Here is a 12,609-nt window from a genome sequence, read left to right as displayed (position 1 = left end):
AGGCTCACTCCTACAAGGTTTTTGTGAACGACGCAGATTCGATGTAGGAGTGAGCCTGCTCGCGATGAGGGCTTTACATCCAGCAGAGACCTTTCAGTGACTCAACCCTGCTCACTGTCATACCGATCCAGCGTATCCCGCGCAATCTCGCGTCCCAGCGCGATCAATTCCGGCGCCTTGTAGAACTCGAAAAACCGGCATACGCGCTTCGGCACGTTGATCAGGATGTCCGGCGGATACCCGGCAATCTTGTATTGCGCCAGCGAGGTCTGCATCACCTCGAAACTCTGGTTGATCAGGTCCAGCAGTGACGCGGGCCCGACGTTGTCGATGATGAACGAGCCCGTAGCGGATTTCGGTGCGCCCTCACGCTCGGGCGCAGCAGCCGGTTGCTGGGCTTCGGGTTCGGCACCTTCCAGCCAAGGGTTGATGTCCGCCGCCTCGGCCCTCAAGGCTTCCTGTTCCAGGCGCAATAATTGTTCGGCCTGGGTGCGACGGAATGGCATCTTCGAACCCAGCGAACTGAGTAAACTGTCGAAGCGCGAGCGAAACGCCGGCGGACGCTGGATCACCGGCAATTTGTAATGGCGCTGGTTGGTCGAGTTGAGATTGACCGCAATGATCAGATCACAGTGGCTCGACACCACCGGGACGATCGGCAACGGGTTGAGAATGCCGCCGTCGACCAGCATCCGGTTGCCCTGCATCACCGGGGTGAACAGGCTGGGAATCGCCGCCGAGGCGCGCATCGCCTGATGCAGGCAGCCTTCCTGGAACCAGATTTCCTGCTGGTTGGTGAGGTCGGCAGCGACGGCGGTGTAGGGGATGCGCAGGTCTTCGATGTTGATCTCGCCGACAATCTTGCGGATCTGCCCGAAGACCTTTTCGCCACGGATCGCCCCGAGGCGGAAGCTCACGTCCACCAGCCGCAGCACGTCCAGATAATCGAGGGTCTCGATCCAGTTGCGGTACTCCTCGAGTTTGCCCGCCGCATAGATCCCGCCGACCACCGCGCCCATCGAACATCCGGCAATGCAGGCAATGTCGTAACCGCGTCTTTCGATCTCCTCGATGACCCCGATATGGGCATAGCCCCGGGCGCCACCGGAGCCCAGCACCAGTGCGACACGCTTTTTCATCAAACTTCCTCCCCGACAAGGTTGCACAATGCACCCATCCGGGGGCGCGCGACAATTGGCAGGGTCGTTCGAGGCGGCAGGGGCGTCGTTTTTTCGATACGCCGTGACCACTCGGCGTTATGCTTTCGTCACCGCAGATTCATGGGGCGCCAAGGCACTTTTTCCTCGCCACACCGTCTTAACTGCACGACTGTTGACCTATTTTGAGGTGTAAGTGATGAAAGCCTGGATCTGTGTGCCGTTGATCGCGCTGGCATTGGCCGGTTGCGCTGGCAAGACTGCTTATCGTGACAGCTGTGGCAGTCAGCTGGATGCGGCGTGGCATGAACTGGACCTGGCCAAGGCCGAAGGGTTTGCCGGCACGGTCAGCTACTCCAAGGCGCTGTCGTTGCTGACGGCTGCCAAGACCCAGCAGCAATTCGAAGGCTTCGAAGGCTGCAGCAACAAGGCCGAGAAAGCCCGTTTCTATATTCGCGAATCCCGCGCCGGACGCTAAGCTGCTGACGTAACGCAAGGATGCGGCTGTCTTGCAACGGCAGACTTGTGTTTCAGGCCATTGGAATCAGGAGCGAGTGATGTCGGCGTTGGTGGATCGGTTGGTGGCTCATGTCCTGAGCATGGAAGTACGGCTGCTGGCCTGTCAGGCGCGTTTGACCGCGCGGACCGACCCTGAGGCGCTGCACGACTTGCGCACCACGGTGCGGCGCTTGCGCAGCCTGCTCCGGCCACTGCGTGGTTTGCCCGGTGTCGAGCAACTGGAGGGTGCCGCGTCGGCGGTGGGCCAGTTGACCACGCCGTGGCGCGACCGTGAGGTGCTGGCGGCGTATCTGCTCAAGCACGATCAACCGCAAGCGGCGCAACGGCGCTTGGCGCAAATGGCCGAAGCCTATCCGACCCTGGCCGCGAGCGCGGAAGTGGCGTCGCTGCTGATCATCCTCGATGCCTTCCCACGATTCCTGCGCGCTTCCGAGCGCCAGGGCTTGCTCAAGGGCCTGGGCACGCGCATCGAAAAACGCCTGCACAAGCAATGGAAAAAACTCGACGAGGCGCTGCACGATCCGGCCCACGACCGACATCGTTTGCGCTTGCTGATCAAGCGCGTGCGCTATGGCATCGAAGCCTATCCGGAACTGGATCGTCTGGCCAAACCAGCGCTGGAACGGCTGAAGTCGGCGCAGGGCGCACTGGGCGACTGGCACGATTGCTGGCAGTGGCTGGCGCGGGCCGAGCAGGAAAGCGATCTGCAACCCTGCGTGGCGACCTGGCAGGCCGGCCTGATCAAGGCTGAAGCCAAGGCGGACCGGGTACTGGAAAAGCTCAGTTCAAGCTGCTTCAAATAATCCTGATATCACCTGAACCCCTGCAGGCGCTGCCAAAGGCTGCGATCTTGGCTTTTGAAGGTCAAACGATCGTAGCCTTTGGCAGCGCCTGCAGGGGTTTTTCTTTGAACAGGAAATCGGGGTAAGGCCTTTCTGTCAGTCCATTTGACCGGAATAGACGCTGCGGTGCTCTGCCATGCTGGTTAAGATCGCGGCATCCACATTTCGCTTGCTGAGGTTGTCATGCGCTTTTCCGATCTGCTCGAGGCGGTCCGTCGCCAGCCAGAACTGACCATTCCCGCCGAGTGGGGCCAGGGCCGGGCCAGCTTCGGTGGCCTGGTGGCGGCGCTGCAATACGAAGCCATGCGCGCGAAAGTGCCGGCGGAGCGCCCGGTGCGCTCGCTGGCGATCACCTTTGTCGGCCCGGTCGAGCCAGAGGTGCCAGTGAGTTTCGAAGTCGATGTGTTGCGCGAAGGCAAGGCGGTCAGCCAAGTGTTGGGCCGCGCCCTGCAGAACGGTCAGGTGGTGACGATCGTGCAAGGCAGCTTTGGTGCGTCACGACCTTCGGAGGTGGCAGTTGCCGCGTATCCGCCAGCCGAAATGAAGCACTGGGAAGAATGCCAGGAACTGCCCTATATCAAGGGCGTGACCCCGGAGTTCATGCGTCATCTGGCCATGCGCTGGAGTGTCGGCGGCATGCCGTTCACCGGCAATCAATCGCGGCAGATGGGCGGCTGGGTGCGTTTGCGTGGGGAGGTCAAGGAAGAGCCGGTCAATGAGGCGCATCTGCTGGCGCTGGTGGATGCATGGCCACCGGCCCTGTTGCCGTATCTGAAGAAGCCGGCACCGGGCAGTACGCTGACCTGGACCATTGAATTCGTGCAGCCGCTACGCGACTTGAGCACGCTGGACTGGTGTAAATACCTGGCGGACATCGAGTACGCCGCCGACGGTTACGGCCACGTCGCGGCCAAGCTGTGGAGCGCGGAGGGAGAGTTGATCGCCATGAGTCGGCAGACCGTGACCATTTTTGCCTGACTCAATGCCGACGCTGGCGCTCACGCCAGGCGCACCACCAGCCGCCGCTGAGGAAAAACCGGGGAAAGGTCAGGAACGGTTAGACCAGCAAGCGTGACACGGCATTCTGACGATCACTGGCTTGCGCTTCCAGGCTGTGGCCGTGGCGTTGCAGACCCAGCGCCGCGACGATCCCGATCACGCCGATGGCGACACTCGCCAGGCTCAGGCTGAACACCCCGGAGACGATCAACAGAAACGCGACGATGAACAACGGCACGGCAATCAGCTGCAACACCAGATTGGTCGGGTGCTGGTGATTGTTCGGGTACGCGCGCCATTGCCACGCGGGAAGATTGGGGTGACGTTTGCCCATGTTGGCTACTCCTCGATCCATGTTGAACACATGGTTGAAGAATAGGCCGGGGCGGGTGGGGCGGCGAATCAAGGTTGGCTATTGGCATCATAGTAATGATGCAAAAAAGATCGCAGCCTTCGGCAGCGCCTACATTGAAATGCGTACAGCTGCAGGAGCTGCCGAAGGCTGCGATCCTTTGATCTTCAGAGCTTCAACTGCCCGATTGCCTTGCTCAACTCCCCGGCCAGCGTCGCCAGTTCATTACTGGTGGTCGCCGAATCCACCGTCTGCTGCACGGTGTTCTCGGTCACATCACGAATGCTCACCACGGCGCGATTCATCTCCTCGGCCACCTGACTCTGCTGCTCCGCCGCCACCGCAATCTGCGTGTTGCTCTCGCGCATCTGCGCCACCGCGCCAGTAATTTCCGCCAGCGCCTCGCCCGCCTCCTGCGCCTGTTGCACGCAGTCGTCGGCCTTGTACGAACTCTCCTGCATGAAGTCCACCGCATCGCGGGTACCGGCCTGCAACGCCGAGACCATGGTGGTGATTTCATCGGTGGAGGTCTGCACGCGCTTGGCGAGGTTACGCACCTCATCGGCGACCACGGCGAAGCCCCGGCCCATCTCGCCAGCACGAGCGGCTTCGATGGCGGCGTTGAGGGCCAGCAGATTGGTTTGCTCGGCGATGCTGTGAATCACGCTGACCACACCGTTGATCTTCTGGCTATCTTCGGCCAGGCGCTGGATCATCTCCGCAGTCTGCTGCACGCCGCTGGAGAGTCCGGCAATCGACTGCTGCACGCGGCTGACCACTTGTTGGCCGCTGCCAGCGAGGCCATCGGCGGTCTGCGAAAGATCGCGGGTGGCGCCGGCGTGCTGGGCGATGTGATAAACCGTGGCAGTCATTTCATTGATCGCGGTGGCAGCCTGATCGGTTTCGCTCTGCTGACCGAGCATGCCGTGGCGCACTTCGTTCATGCTCGCCGCCAGACGCGCAGCGCCGACGTCCAGTTGCCGCGCGGTGTTGGCAACCGTCGTGACCACCCGCTGATAACCGGCCTGCATCGCGTTGAACGCATTGGCCATCTGCCCGACTTCATCCTTGCAAGCCAGCGGCACACGGGCCGAGAGATCGCCGCTTTTCTCGACATGCAGCATCACGTCTTTCAGCGTGTTGAGTTGGCTGAGCAGGAAGCGGATCAGCAACTGCGAAGCGCCGAGCATCGCCAGCATCAGGATGAACACGGCAACGGCGTAGTTGGCAAAGCGTTCACTGAACACTTGCGCCAGGCTGGGGCCGTAGGCGATGACCGCAACTTGCTGGCCGTCGGCACGGCTGAACACGTCGGCGCCCATCAACGGGTTATTACCGAACAGCGGCAGGTGATTGATCTCGTTCCAGCCGTTGTTGTCGCTGATCTCCAGCACGGGCTGGTCGTTGAGGCGCGGCGCTTCCCCGCGTTTGAACGTCAACACCTGATCGCCTTTGGGCAACGCCTGCCCGGCCGGCCAGGCCTTGAGCAATTGCGCCTGAGCCTGAGCAGAGGTTTTGGACGCTTGGCTGCGGGCCTGTTGCTCGAGTTGCACGGCATACAGCACCAGCAGCAGGGTGGTGACGAAGGCGACCGCGTTGACCGCCCAGAATTTGTATTTCAGCGAGATGTTGCTAAGCCAGGCACCCATGGAGGTCTTCTCTGATAGCGGAAACAGTTTTGGCAAGGTGCCAGCATTGTGCCGCTACGCAGTTCTGCAGATCTTGATACGGGTCAATAGACCGCACCGTGCCGCCCTTGTAGGAGTGAGCCTGCTCGCGATGGCGGTGAATCAGCTGACATCGTTATCGACTGACACACCGCCATCGCGAGCAGGCTCACTCCTACATTGGGCTTCGGCTGTGTCAGGAGAGGGATGGGAGGTTGAAGAATGCGCGAGCACAAGCGGTTGAATGCGCCGCCAGATCCTCCTCTGTCTCGCCCCGATGCAACGCCACTTCGCGCAACACTTCGGTCAGATACGCCGGTTCATTGCGGCCATTTTTCGGCTTCGGGCGCAAAGTGCGCGGCAGCAGGTACGGCGCGTCGCTTTCGAGCATCAGTCGTCCGCGCTTGATCTCTTTGACCAGCGGGTGCAGATGCGTGCCCCGGCGCTCGTCGCAGATCCAGCCGGTGATGCCGATGTGCAGGTCCAGGTCCAGATAACTGAACAGGGCTTTTTGTTCGCCGGTGAAGCAATGCACCACGGCGGCGGGCAGTTGATCGCGGAAGTCCCGGAGGATTTCCAGCAGGCGCTGGCTGGCGTCACGTTCGTGCAGGAACACCGGCAATTGCAGTTCTACCGCCAGCGCCAGATGTTCTTCGAGGACCTTTTCCTGTTGCGGACGCGGCGAGAAATCGCGGTTGAAGTCCAACCCGCATTCACCCACGGCGACCACGTTTTTCTCTTGCAGCAGGCTGCGCAAACGGCGCGCGCTGTCGCCGTTCCAGTCGCTGGCCGAATGCGGGTGAATGCCGGCGGTGGCGAACAGCCGTTGACCGCTGTCATCCAGTTGCTGGCACAGCTCCAGCGCCTGCTCGCTACCCTCGACGCTGGTGCCGGTCAGCACCAGTTGGCAGACCCCGGCAGCGTAGGCGCGGTCGAGCACGGCCTGATGTTTTTCGGCGAAACTGGGATTGGTCAGGTTGACGCCGATATCGATGAGTTGCATGGTTGCTACCTCGGGCCGAAGGCCGGAAAGCATACCAGAGCTGTAGATTCATAAGAAAAGCCAAGAACTACAAAGAGTTATAGCTGTCTCTTGATGCCGTGACGCAGTCCGGGTTGGCAGAATTGCCATCACTGTGCCAGTCTCTCGCACTTTGCCAGCGCTCCAGGCGCTCTGTTTTCGTCGGTGTTTGCGACCGTTCAGCGGTGAAAAACACCCCGTATTCTTTCCGGAGAGTGGATGCATCGTCCCTCGGTTTTGCTCCTGTTGTGTGCGTCGCTGCTGCTGCCGATAACGGCGGTTGCGCGCCTGCCCGGGCCACTGCAAGCCGTGCCGGCCGCCAAGGTCCGCGACCTCACGGAGATACGCAGCAGCCGCGTGCTGCGGGTGCTGGTCAACCAGAGCCGCAACAGCTCCGGGGAGGTCCAGGGCCAGGCCATCGGTGTCGAATACCATCGCCTGCGCGCCTTCGAGCAATACCTCAATGGCCACGCCCGCGATGGCCAGGAAATCACCCTCAAGATCATTCCCAAAGCCAAGGATCAACTGCTCGGCGCCTTGCAGCGCGGCGAAGGTGACCTGGTCGCGCCTGGAGAACTGCTCGATCTGCAGCCGGGCCATGCGGTCGCCAGCAGTGAGCCGATTGCCCGCAACGTGCCGCTGGTGCTGGTTGGCATCAAGGGCGAGCGTCGCTACACCAAGGTCGAGCAGTTGTCGGGCAAGACCTTGGCGTTGCCCACCGGCAGCGCTGCCGGCGAGGCTGTCAGCCAGCTCAATCAGAAACTCGCGTTGCACAAACTGGCGCCGATCAAGATCGAGTGGGTCGATCCCACTCTCGCGGTCGAGGATGTGCTGGAAATGGTGCAGGGCGGGATATTTCACCTGACCATCGTCGAGCAACCCATCGCCGAGCGCTGGGGCAAGATCCTGCCCAAGTTGCGTTTCGATCGGCAGTTGATGATTAGCGAGCCGGGTGAGGAATATTGGTTCGTGCGCCGCGATACTTCGATGCTGCGGTCGAGCATCGATCGCTTCCTGGTCGGCTACAAGCGGCCGTCGAACGAGGATGTTGAATTTCTGCGGATCTATCGGCGCCTCTATCAAGTGCACTATCCGTTGGCCAAGGCAGACCGCCAGCGTCTGGAAAAACTGCGCCCGACCCTGCAGAAACACGCGGATGCGCAAAACATGGACTGGCTGAATCTGGCCGCGCTGGCGTTCAAGGAATCGGCGCTGCAACCCAGTGCCCGCGGTGGCGGCGGGCCGACCGGTTTGATGCAGATCACCCCGTCCGCGGCGCAGCGGGTTGGCGTCAACAACATCCAGAATCTCGATGCAAATGTGCAGGCCGGGGCCAAGTATCTGGCGATGATCCGCCGCAAGTTTTTCAACAGTCCGAAACTCAATGAGCGCGAGCGCATGGCGTTCACCCTGGCGGCCTACAACATCGGTCCGGAGCGTGTGCAAGGCATGCGTGCCGAGGCGCGGCGACGCGGGCTGAATCCGAACCAGTGGTTTTTCCAGGTCGAGCGCATCGCCATGGAGCAGGTGGGCATGGGCCCGGTCAGCTATGTTAATAGCGTGAACAAGTATTACTTGGCGTTCGACCGGGAGCGGGAGTCGTTGGAGCCCCGGGGCCAGAAAGTTGCCTCACGTAAATGATCGAATAAGTTGATGTTGATGGCGGAATAATTGCGCTTTTAACATGAATTTAACTGATTAATATAGCGGCCAATCCCAACACACTTCTCGCACAACAAGGAATGCACCATGAGCTCTCTGATCAACAAGGTTCTGTTCACCCGCGCCGGTTACGGCCTGACCATTCTGCGCATTGCTGTCGGCGTGATTTTCGCCGCCCACGGCTCGCAGAAGCTCTTCGGTCTGTTTGGTGGTTACGGCCTGGCGGGTACCGCGCAATACATGGACAGCCTCGGTTTGCACCCGGGTTACCTGATGGCGACGCTGGCCGGCGGTACCGAGTTTTTCGCCGGTCTGGCGCTGATCATCGGCCTGCTGGTGCGTCCGGCGGCGCTGGGTCTGACCTTCCTGTCGCTGGTGGCGATCTTCACCGTGCACATCAGCAACGGTCTGTTCATGGCCAACAACGGTTACGAGTTCGCCCTGGCGCTGCTCGGTGGCAGCCTCGCCGTAATGATCGAAGGCGCCGGCAAGCTTTCGGTGGATCGCGCCATCGCCGGTTGAACGCTCTGGCTCCAGCAAAAGGCCCGCATTGTGCGGGCCTTTTTTGTTGCGGCTGATTCTTGACACTCATCGGTCACGTTATCTAGGATGTTGCTCATGCGCCGATTTAAACAGCTACTTGCGGGGCGCCAGGTGACTAAGACAGTTGCCGTCAGAAGCCGGAACAGGGCTTCGAAATACCGCTAAAGCGCTGGTTCGGTGTTGCCTCTCACCTGCCATGCAGACTTTTGAGGCAGAGACACGACACGATGAATGCACTACGCCCTCCAGCACGTCCCGCGCCGATCACGGCACATATCACCCAGCGCAATCCAAAAATCCTGCTTGGCGGCAAACACCAGCCGACGCTGTTGCGTTATCTCGATGGCTGGCCACGTCGCAGCGGCGGGCCTGCCGCGTTCCTGATCCAGTTTGTCGAAGACGGCGAGTCCCTGGCACGTTTTGCCAGCGACAGTTTCGATCTGGCGGTGATTCAGGCGCCGAGCGCGGAAGACGCCCCGGAAATGATCAAGCAACTGACCCGCGTTGCGCGGCAAGGCTTGATCACCCGCCGCTAGGCACGCCGACCGTCCGCCCAGGATTCGAAAGCGGCGTGATCCAAAGCGGTCATCGCTACAGACGAGTGCGACCTGATACCGCGCAGCTTCAACCAGCGCGCAGGTGACAATCCGAAGGTTTTGGTAAAGTGGCGCGTCATATGGCTCTGATCGAAGAACCCGGCATTGATCGTCGCTTCTGTTAATGACTCGCCATTGGCCAAGGCGGCTTTCACCAGATCGAGCCGACGCATCGTCAGATAACGATGCGGGCTGGTCCCGAACAGACTTCTGAAATCGCGCGATAACGCCCAGCGGTCGCGGCCGACACTGTCAGCCAACTCTTCAATCGTGAGGGCGCTTTCCGTTGAATCATGGATGAGCATCCTGGCACGTTCCGCCGCGTTGTAATCATAAGAATGCGCTGGGGCGCAGACGCCGTGCACATCTTGCAGGACCATTGCCAGGTCGAAGATCGCATCGTCTTCTTGCAGGGGATCGTAGGGATGATCAACAGCTTGCAATAAGTTGGCGGTGGCATCGAATAGACGCCGGTCCATGCAAATGCCCTCGGCGACAAAGGGGAGGGGCTTGCCGCCAAGTACCCGTTGGATCAACGAGGGTTCAATCTGAAGAACCTGATAAGTGACGCCGTCCTCGGTCGCCGCAGCGCCCGAATGTTCTTCGTCCGGATGCAGTACAAACGTGCTACCCGGAAGGCTATGACGAACGGCGCCCCTATACGCGATGTTATGGACTCCTGACAGCGTCCGGCCGATCGAGTAGGTGTCATGTCGATGAGGGGTCGTCGACTTGGTCGACAGGTAGCCCTCAATGCGTTCGATCTTTGCGGTACAGGTGATTCGGCACTCTTTCTCTTTATTATGGGCGAACGACTGCACTACTCCTCCTTGAGCTACTGCTATAGCAACAACATCCTTTTAAACGACTGCGAACATTTGCCATCCGGCAGCGAAAGAACGAATCGTCCTGACGTTTATGATCGGCGACAGAATCTAGCACCCAATGAATGGACGTAACAACAACTTACTGAAAAAAGTTTGCGGCAGCCGGAGAAGCGTCGGGAAAGCACCGTAAACACTGGGGTTTGATTTTTTAATGCACCATTACCGAGCGTATGAAGATCTGCACAAACGTACAATACGTTTTGTGAGGATGTCCGGTAGTTTGAGTAAAGCTCGTTCAACGGCGAACGCCAGAACGTCGAGCAAATACCAATAATAAAATAGACGGCAGTCACCAAGTTCGTCAGAAAACAATGTGCTTGCCGCACATGCTAAGCATCCAAGGACGCGAAAATGGTATTTCCGGAGGATAAGGTATGAATGCGGATTCACATCCGGCGAGAGTGGCGATACTCGGATCCGGAAGCATCGGTATTGATCTGATGTTTAAAGTCCTGGCGTCAAAGAATCTGCAACTGGCATTTGTAGTGGGTCGCAACCAACATAGCGATGGGCTTGGTATTGCCAGATCTGCCGGCATAGAAACTTCAAGTGATGGCATTGAATTTCTCAAAGATAATGCTCAGCATTTTGATATGGTGTTCGATGCTACTTCTGCAGCAGCGCATGTTGTCCACAATGATTTTTTTGAAAAGAGTGGCACGTTCGCAATTGATTTGACACCCGCCAAGCTTGGCGCGTTATGTGTTCCATCGATCAATTTGCAAAACATAAAAAATACCCAGAACGTTAATTTGATCACTTGCGGTGGTCAGGCCAGTCTTCCTCTGGCTTATGCGTTGTCCCAGGCAGTACAAACAATTGATTATCTGGAAGTGGTCTCGACGATTTCCTCGCGAAGTGCCGGTATTGCTACGCGTGAGAATATTAATGAATACATGACCACGACCGAATACGCGTTGGGCCTGTTCACCGGGGCACGACAGACCAAGGCTGTGTTGAATATCAATCCCGCTGATCCGGGAATCTGCATGCAGACCACATTGTATGCCCGCGCAACGTATCAAGACTTTTCATTGATTGAGCAGCGGGTCGAACAGATGGTGCGTAATGTTCAGTCGTATGTTCCAGGTTATCAGTTGGTACTGCAGCCAATGGAAAATAACGGTTGTATTACACTCAGTCTGACTGTGCACGGCAGTGGAGATTACCTGCCCAGTTATGCCGGTAATCTGGACATCATCAATTGTGCGGCCATTGCTGTCGCCGAGCATAAATATGCTTCCATTGGATAACGAGGTCGGCGTGTCGGTCATTATCAGCGATTCCACTCTACGAGACGGCAACCATGCAGTCCGTCACCAACTTTCGTTGAATCAGGTTCGCGGTTATGCCGCTGCCGCAGAAAAAGCGGGAATCGACATAGTCGAAGTCGGTCATGGCAACGGCCTGGGGGGATCCTCCAGCCTGCTGGGATTTTCCGCAGCGTCGGACTGCGACATGCTGGAGGCCGCGCGGGGCCAACTCGTGCGCAGTCTGTTAGGGGTGCATTTTATCCCCGGCCTGGGCAAGTCCGCCGACATTGCCATGGCACTCGATATCGGTGTAGATGTGGTCCGTATCGCCAGCCATTGCACTGAGGCGAACATCACCGCGCGGTTTATCGAACAAACCAGAAATGCCGGCAAGACAGCCTATGGCGTGTTGATGATGGCGCACATGGCCAGTCCAGAGAAACTTCTGCAACAGGCACAATTGATGGAACAGTACGGTGCGCATGCCGTGATCATCATGGACAGCGCCGGTTATTCCAGTCCGGACATGGTTCGGGAGCGAATTCGTTTGCTGACCGGGAACTTGAATATTCAGGTGGGGTTCCACGGCCATAACAATTTGAGCGTGGCAGTGGCCAATACGCTGGTGGCAGTAGAAGCCGGCGCTGCGATTGTCGATGGCTGTATTCAAGGGTTTGGTGCAGGCGCAGGCAACACGCAACTTGAGCCCTTGGTAGCGATTCTTGAACGCAGTGGCGTGGCGATATCCACATCATTCGAGCGCATGGTCGAACTGGCTCAGGGCGCTGCAAAGTTATTGCAGCCGGAAACACCGCACATTCAGATTTCAAACATCGCCAGTGGCTTGTATGGGCTGTTCTCCGGCTACGTCCCACACGTCCAACGCGCGGCCAGGAAGTTTGGCGTCAACGAGTTCGAACTTTATCAGCGGCTGGCCGAGCGCAAGCTGGTTGCCGGGCAGGAAGATGTCATTGTCGAAGAGGCGAGCCGTCTGGCAACTGACGACATTCTCGACAAGATGACCCGGACCAGCGATATACCGGAATCGCTGGAAGTCTCGCTGATGAGTGCGCATCGCTAGTGCGTATTGGTAAAAATCCGCTACGGGTCT

The 12,609-nt window shown here is 58.9% G+C and carries 12 protein-coding genes and 1 pseudogene; 8 read left to right on the top strand and 5 right to left on the bottom strand.

Going from position 1 to position 12,609, the window contains the following annotated elements:
• Nucleotides 1-101: 101 nt before the first annotated feature.
• The gene (locus J5M57_RS12565; protein WP_064588594.1) at nt 102-1,139 is read right to left on the bottom strand and encodes a patatin-like phospholipase family protein; all 1,038 of its coding nucleotides are present in this window, start codon (nt 1,137-1,139) and stop codon (nt 102-104) included.
• A 217-nt stretch (nt 1,140-1,356) separates the two neighbouring features.
• Between J5M57_RS12565 and J5M57_RS12560 the strand changes: the two genes are divergently transcribed.
• The 3 genes from J5M57_RS12560 to J5M57_RS12550 all read left to right on the top strand — a co-directional run bounded on the left by J5M57_RS12560 (nt 1,357) and on the right by J5M57_RS12550 (nt 3,496).
• Entirely contained in the window at nt 1,357-1,635 is a 279-nt protein-coding gene (locus tag J5M57_RS12560; RefSeq protein ID WP_007963692.1) for a hypothetical protein, read from the top strand.
• A gap of 79 nt (nt 1,636-1,714) precedes the next feature.
• Complete coding sequence (locus J5M57_RS12555) at nt 1,715-2,479, top strand: CHAD domain-containing protein (RefSeq protein ID WP_207848110.1); 765 nt, start codon at nt 1,715-1,717, stop codon at nt 2,477-2,479.
• Between the two features lie 222 nt (nt 2,480-2,701).
• The gene (locus tag J5M57_RS12550) at nt 2,702-3,496 is read left to right on the top strand and encodes an acyl-CoA thioesterase domain-containing protein (RefSeq protein ID WP_207848111.1); all 795 of its coding nucleotides are present in this window, start codon (nt 2,702-2,704) and stop codon (nt 3,494-3,496) included.
• 1 nt (nt 3,497) lies between these two features.
• Here the strand turns inward: J5M57_RS12550 and J5M57_RS12545 are convergent.
• The 3 genes and pseudogenes from J5M57_RS12545 to J5M57_RS12535 all read right to left on the bottom strand — a co-directional run bounded on the left by J5M57_RS12545 (nt 3,498) and on the right by J5M57_RS12535 (nt 6,539).
• Nucleotides 3,498-3,851, bottom strand: a pseudogene (locus tag J5M57_RS12545) (terminase).
• Nucleotides 3,852-4,036: 185 nt separating this feature from the next.
• Nucleotides 4,037-5,518 carry a methyl-accepting chemotaxis protein gene (locus tag J5M57_RS12540; RefSeq protein WP_083368303.1) on the bottom strand — a complete coding sequence of 494 codons (1,482 nt, stop codon included), beginning with the start codon at nt 5,516-5,518 and terminating at the stop codon, nt 4,037-4,039.
• A gap of 214 nt (nt 5,519-5,732) precedes the next feature.
• Entirely contained in the window at nt 5,733-6,539 is an 807-nt protein-coding gene (locus J5M57_RS12535) for a TatD family hydrolase (RefSeq protein ID WP_169842033.1), read from the bottom strand.
• A 237-nt stretch (nt 6,540-6,776) separates the two neighbouring features.
• Between J5M57_RS12535 and J5M57_RS12530 the strand changes: the two genes are divergently transcribed.
• The 3 genes from J5M57_RS12530 (at nt 6,777) to J5M57_RS12520 (ending at nt 9,298) form a co-directional block, all read left to right on the top strand.
• Complete coding sequence (locus J5M57_RS12530; protein WP_207848112.1) at nt 6,777-8,198, top strand: transglycosylase SLT domain-containing protein; 1,422 nt, start codon at nt 6,777-6,779, stop codon at nt 8,196-8,198.
• Between the two features lie 108 nt (nt 8,199-8,306).
• A complete protein-coding gene (locus J5M57_RS12525; RefSeq protein ID WP_003226822.1) occupies nt 8,307-8,741 on the top strand; it encodes a DoxX family protein in 435 nt (144 codons plus the stop codon).
• A 248-nt stretch (nt 8,742-8,989) separates the two neighbouring features.
• Nucleotides 8,990-9,298: a hypothetical protein gene (locus J5M57_RS12520; protein ID WP_003226820.1), complete on the top strand. Its 309-nt coding sequence runs from the start codon at nt 8,990-8,992 to the stop codon at nt 9,296-9,298.
• On the opposite strand, the gene J5M57_RS12515 is transcribed toward J5M57_RS12520, so the two are convergent.
• Nucleotides 9,295-10,179, bottom strand: coding sequence for an AraC family transcriptional regulator (locus tag J5M57_RS12515; RefSeq protein ID WP_169842031.1), 885 nt, complete (start codon nt 10,177-10,179; stop codon nt 9,295-9,297). The two genes, J5M57_RS12520 and J5M57_RS12515, sit on opposite strands and share 4 nt — an antisense overlap.
• 440 nt (nt 10,180-10,619) lie before the next feature.
• Here J5M57_RS12515 and J5M57_RS12510 point away from each other — a divergent pair, with 440 nt between their 5' ends.
• Both J5M57_RS12510 and dmpG read left to right on the top strand, forming a co-directional pair.
• Nucleotides 10,620-11,498 carry an acetaldehyde dehydrogenase (acetylating) gene (locus J5M57_RS12510; protein WP_207848113.1) on the top strand — a complete coding sequence of 293 codons (879 nt, stop codon included), beginning with the start codon at nt 10,620-10,622 and terminating at the stop codon, nt 11,496-11,498.
• Nucleotides 11,482-12,579, top strand: a complete 1,098-nt coding sequence (dmpG, locus tag J5M57_RS12505; RefSeq protein ID WP_169842029.1) for a 4-hydroxy-2-oxovalerate aldolase — start codon at nt 11,482-11,484, stop codon at nt 12,577-12,579. The genes J5M57_RS12510 and dmpG overlap by 17 nt, the downstream gene beginning before the upstream one ends.
• Nucleotides 12,580-12,609 lie beyond the last annotated feature (30 nt).

Origin of the sequence: Pseudomonas sp. 86_A (assembly GCF_017491705.1) — a bacterium.
Lineage (GTDB): Bacteria > Pseudomonadota > Gammaproteobacteria > Pseudomonadales > Pseudomonadaceae > Aquipseudomonas > Aquipseudomonas koreensis.
This window is presented reverse-complemented; position numbering and strand designations above follow the sequence as displayed.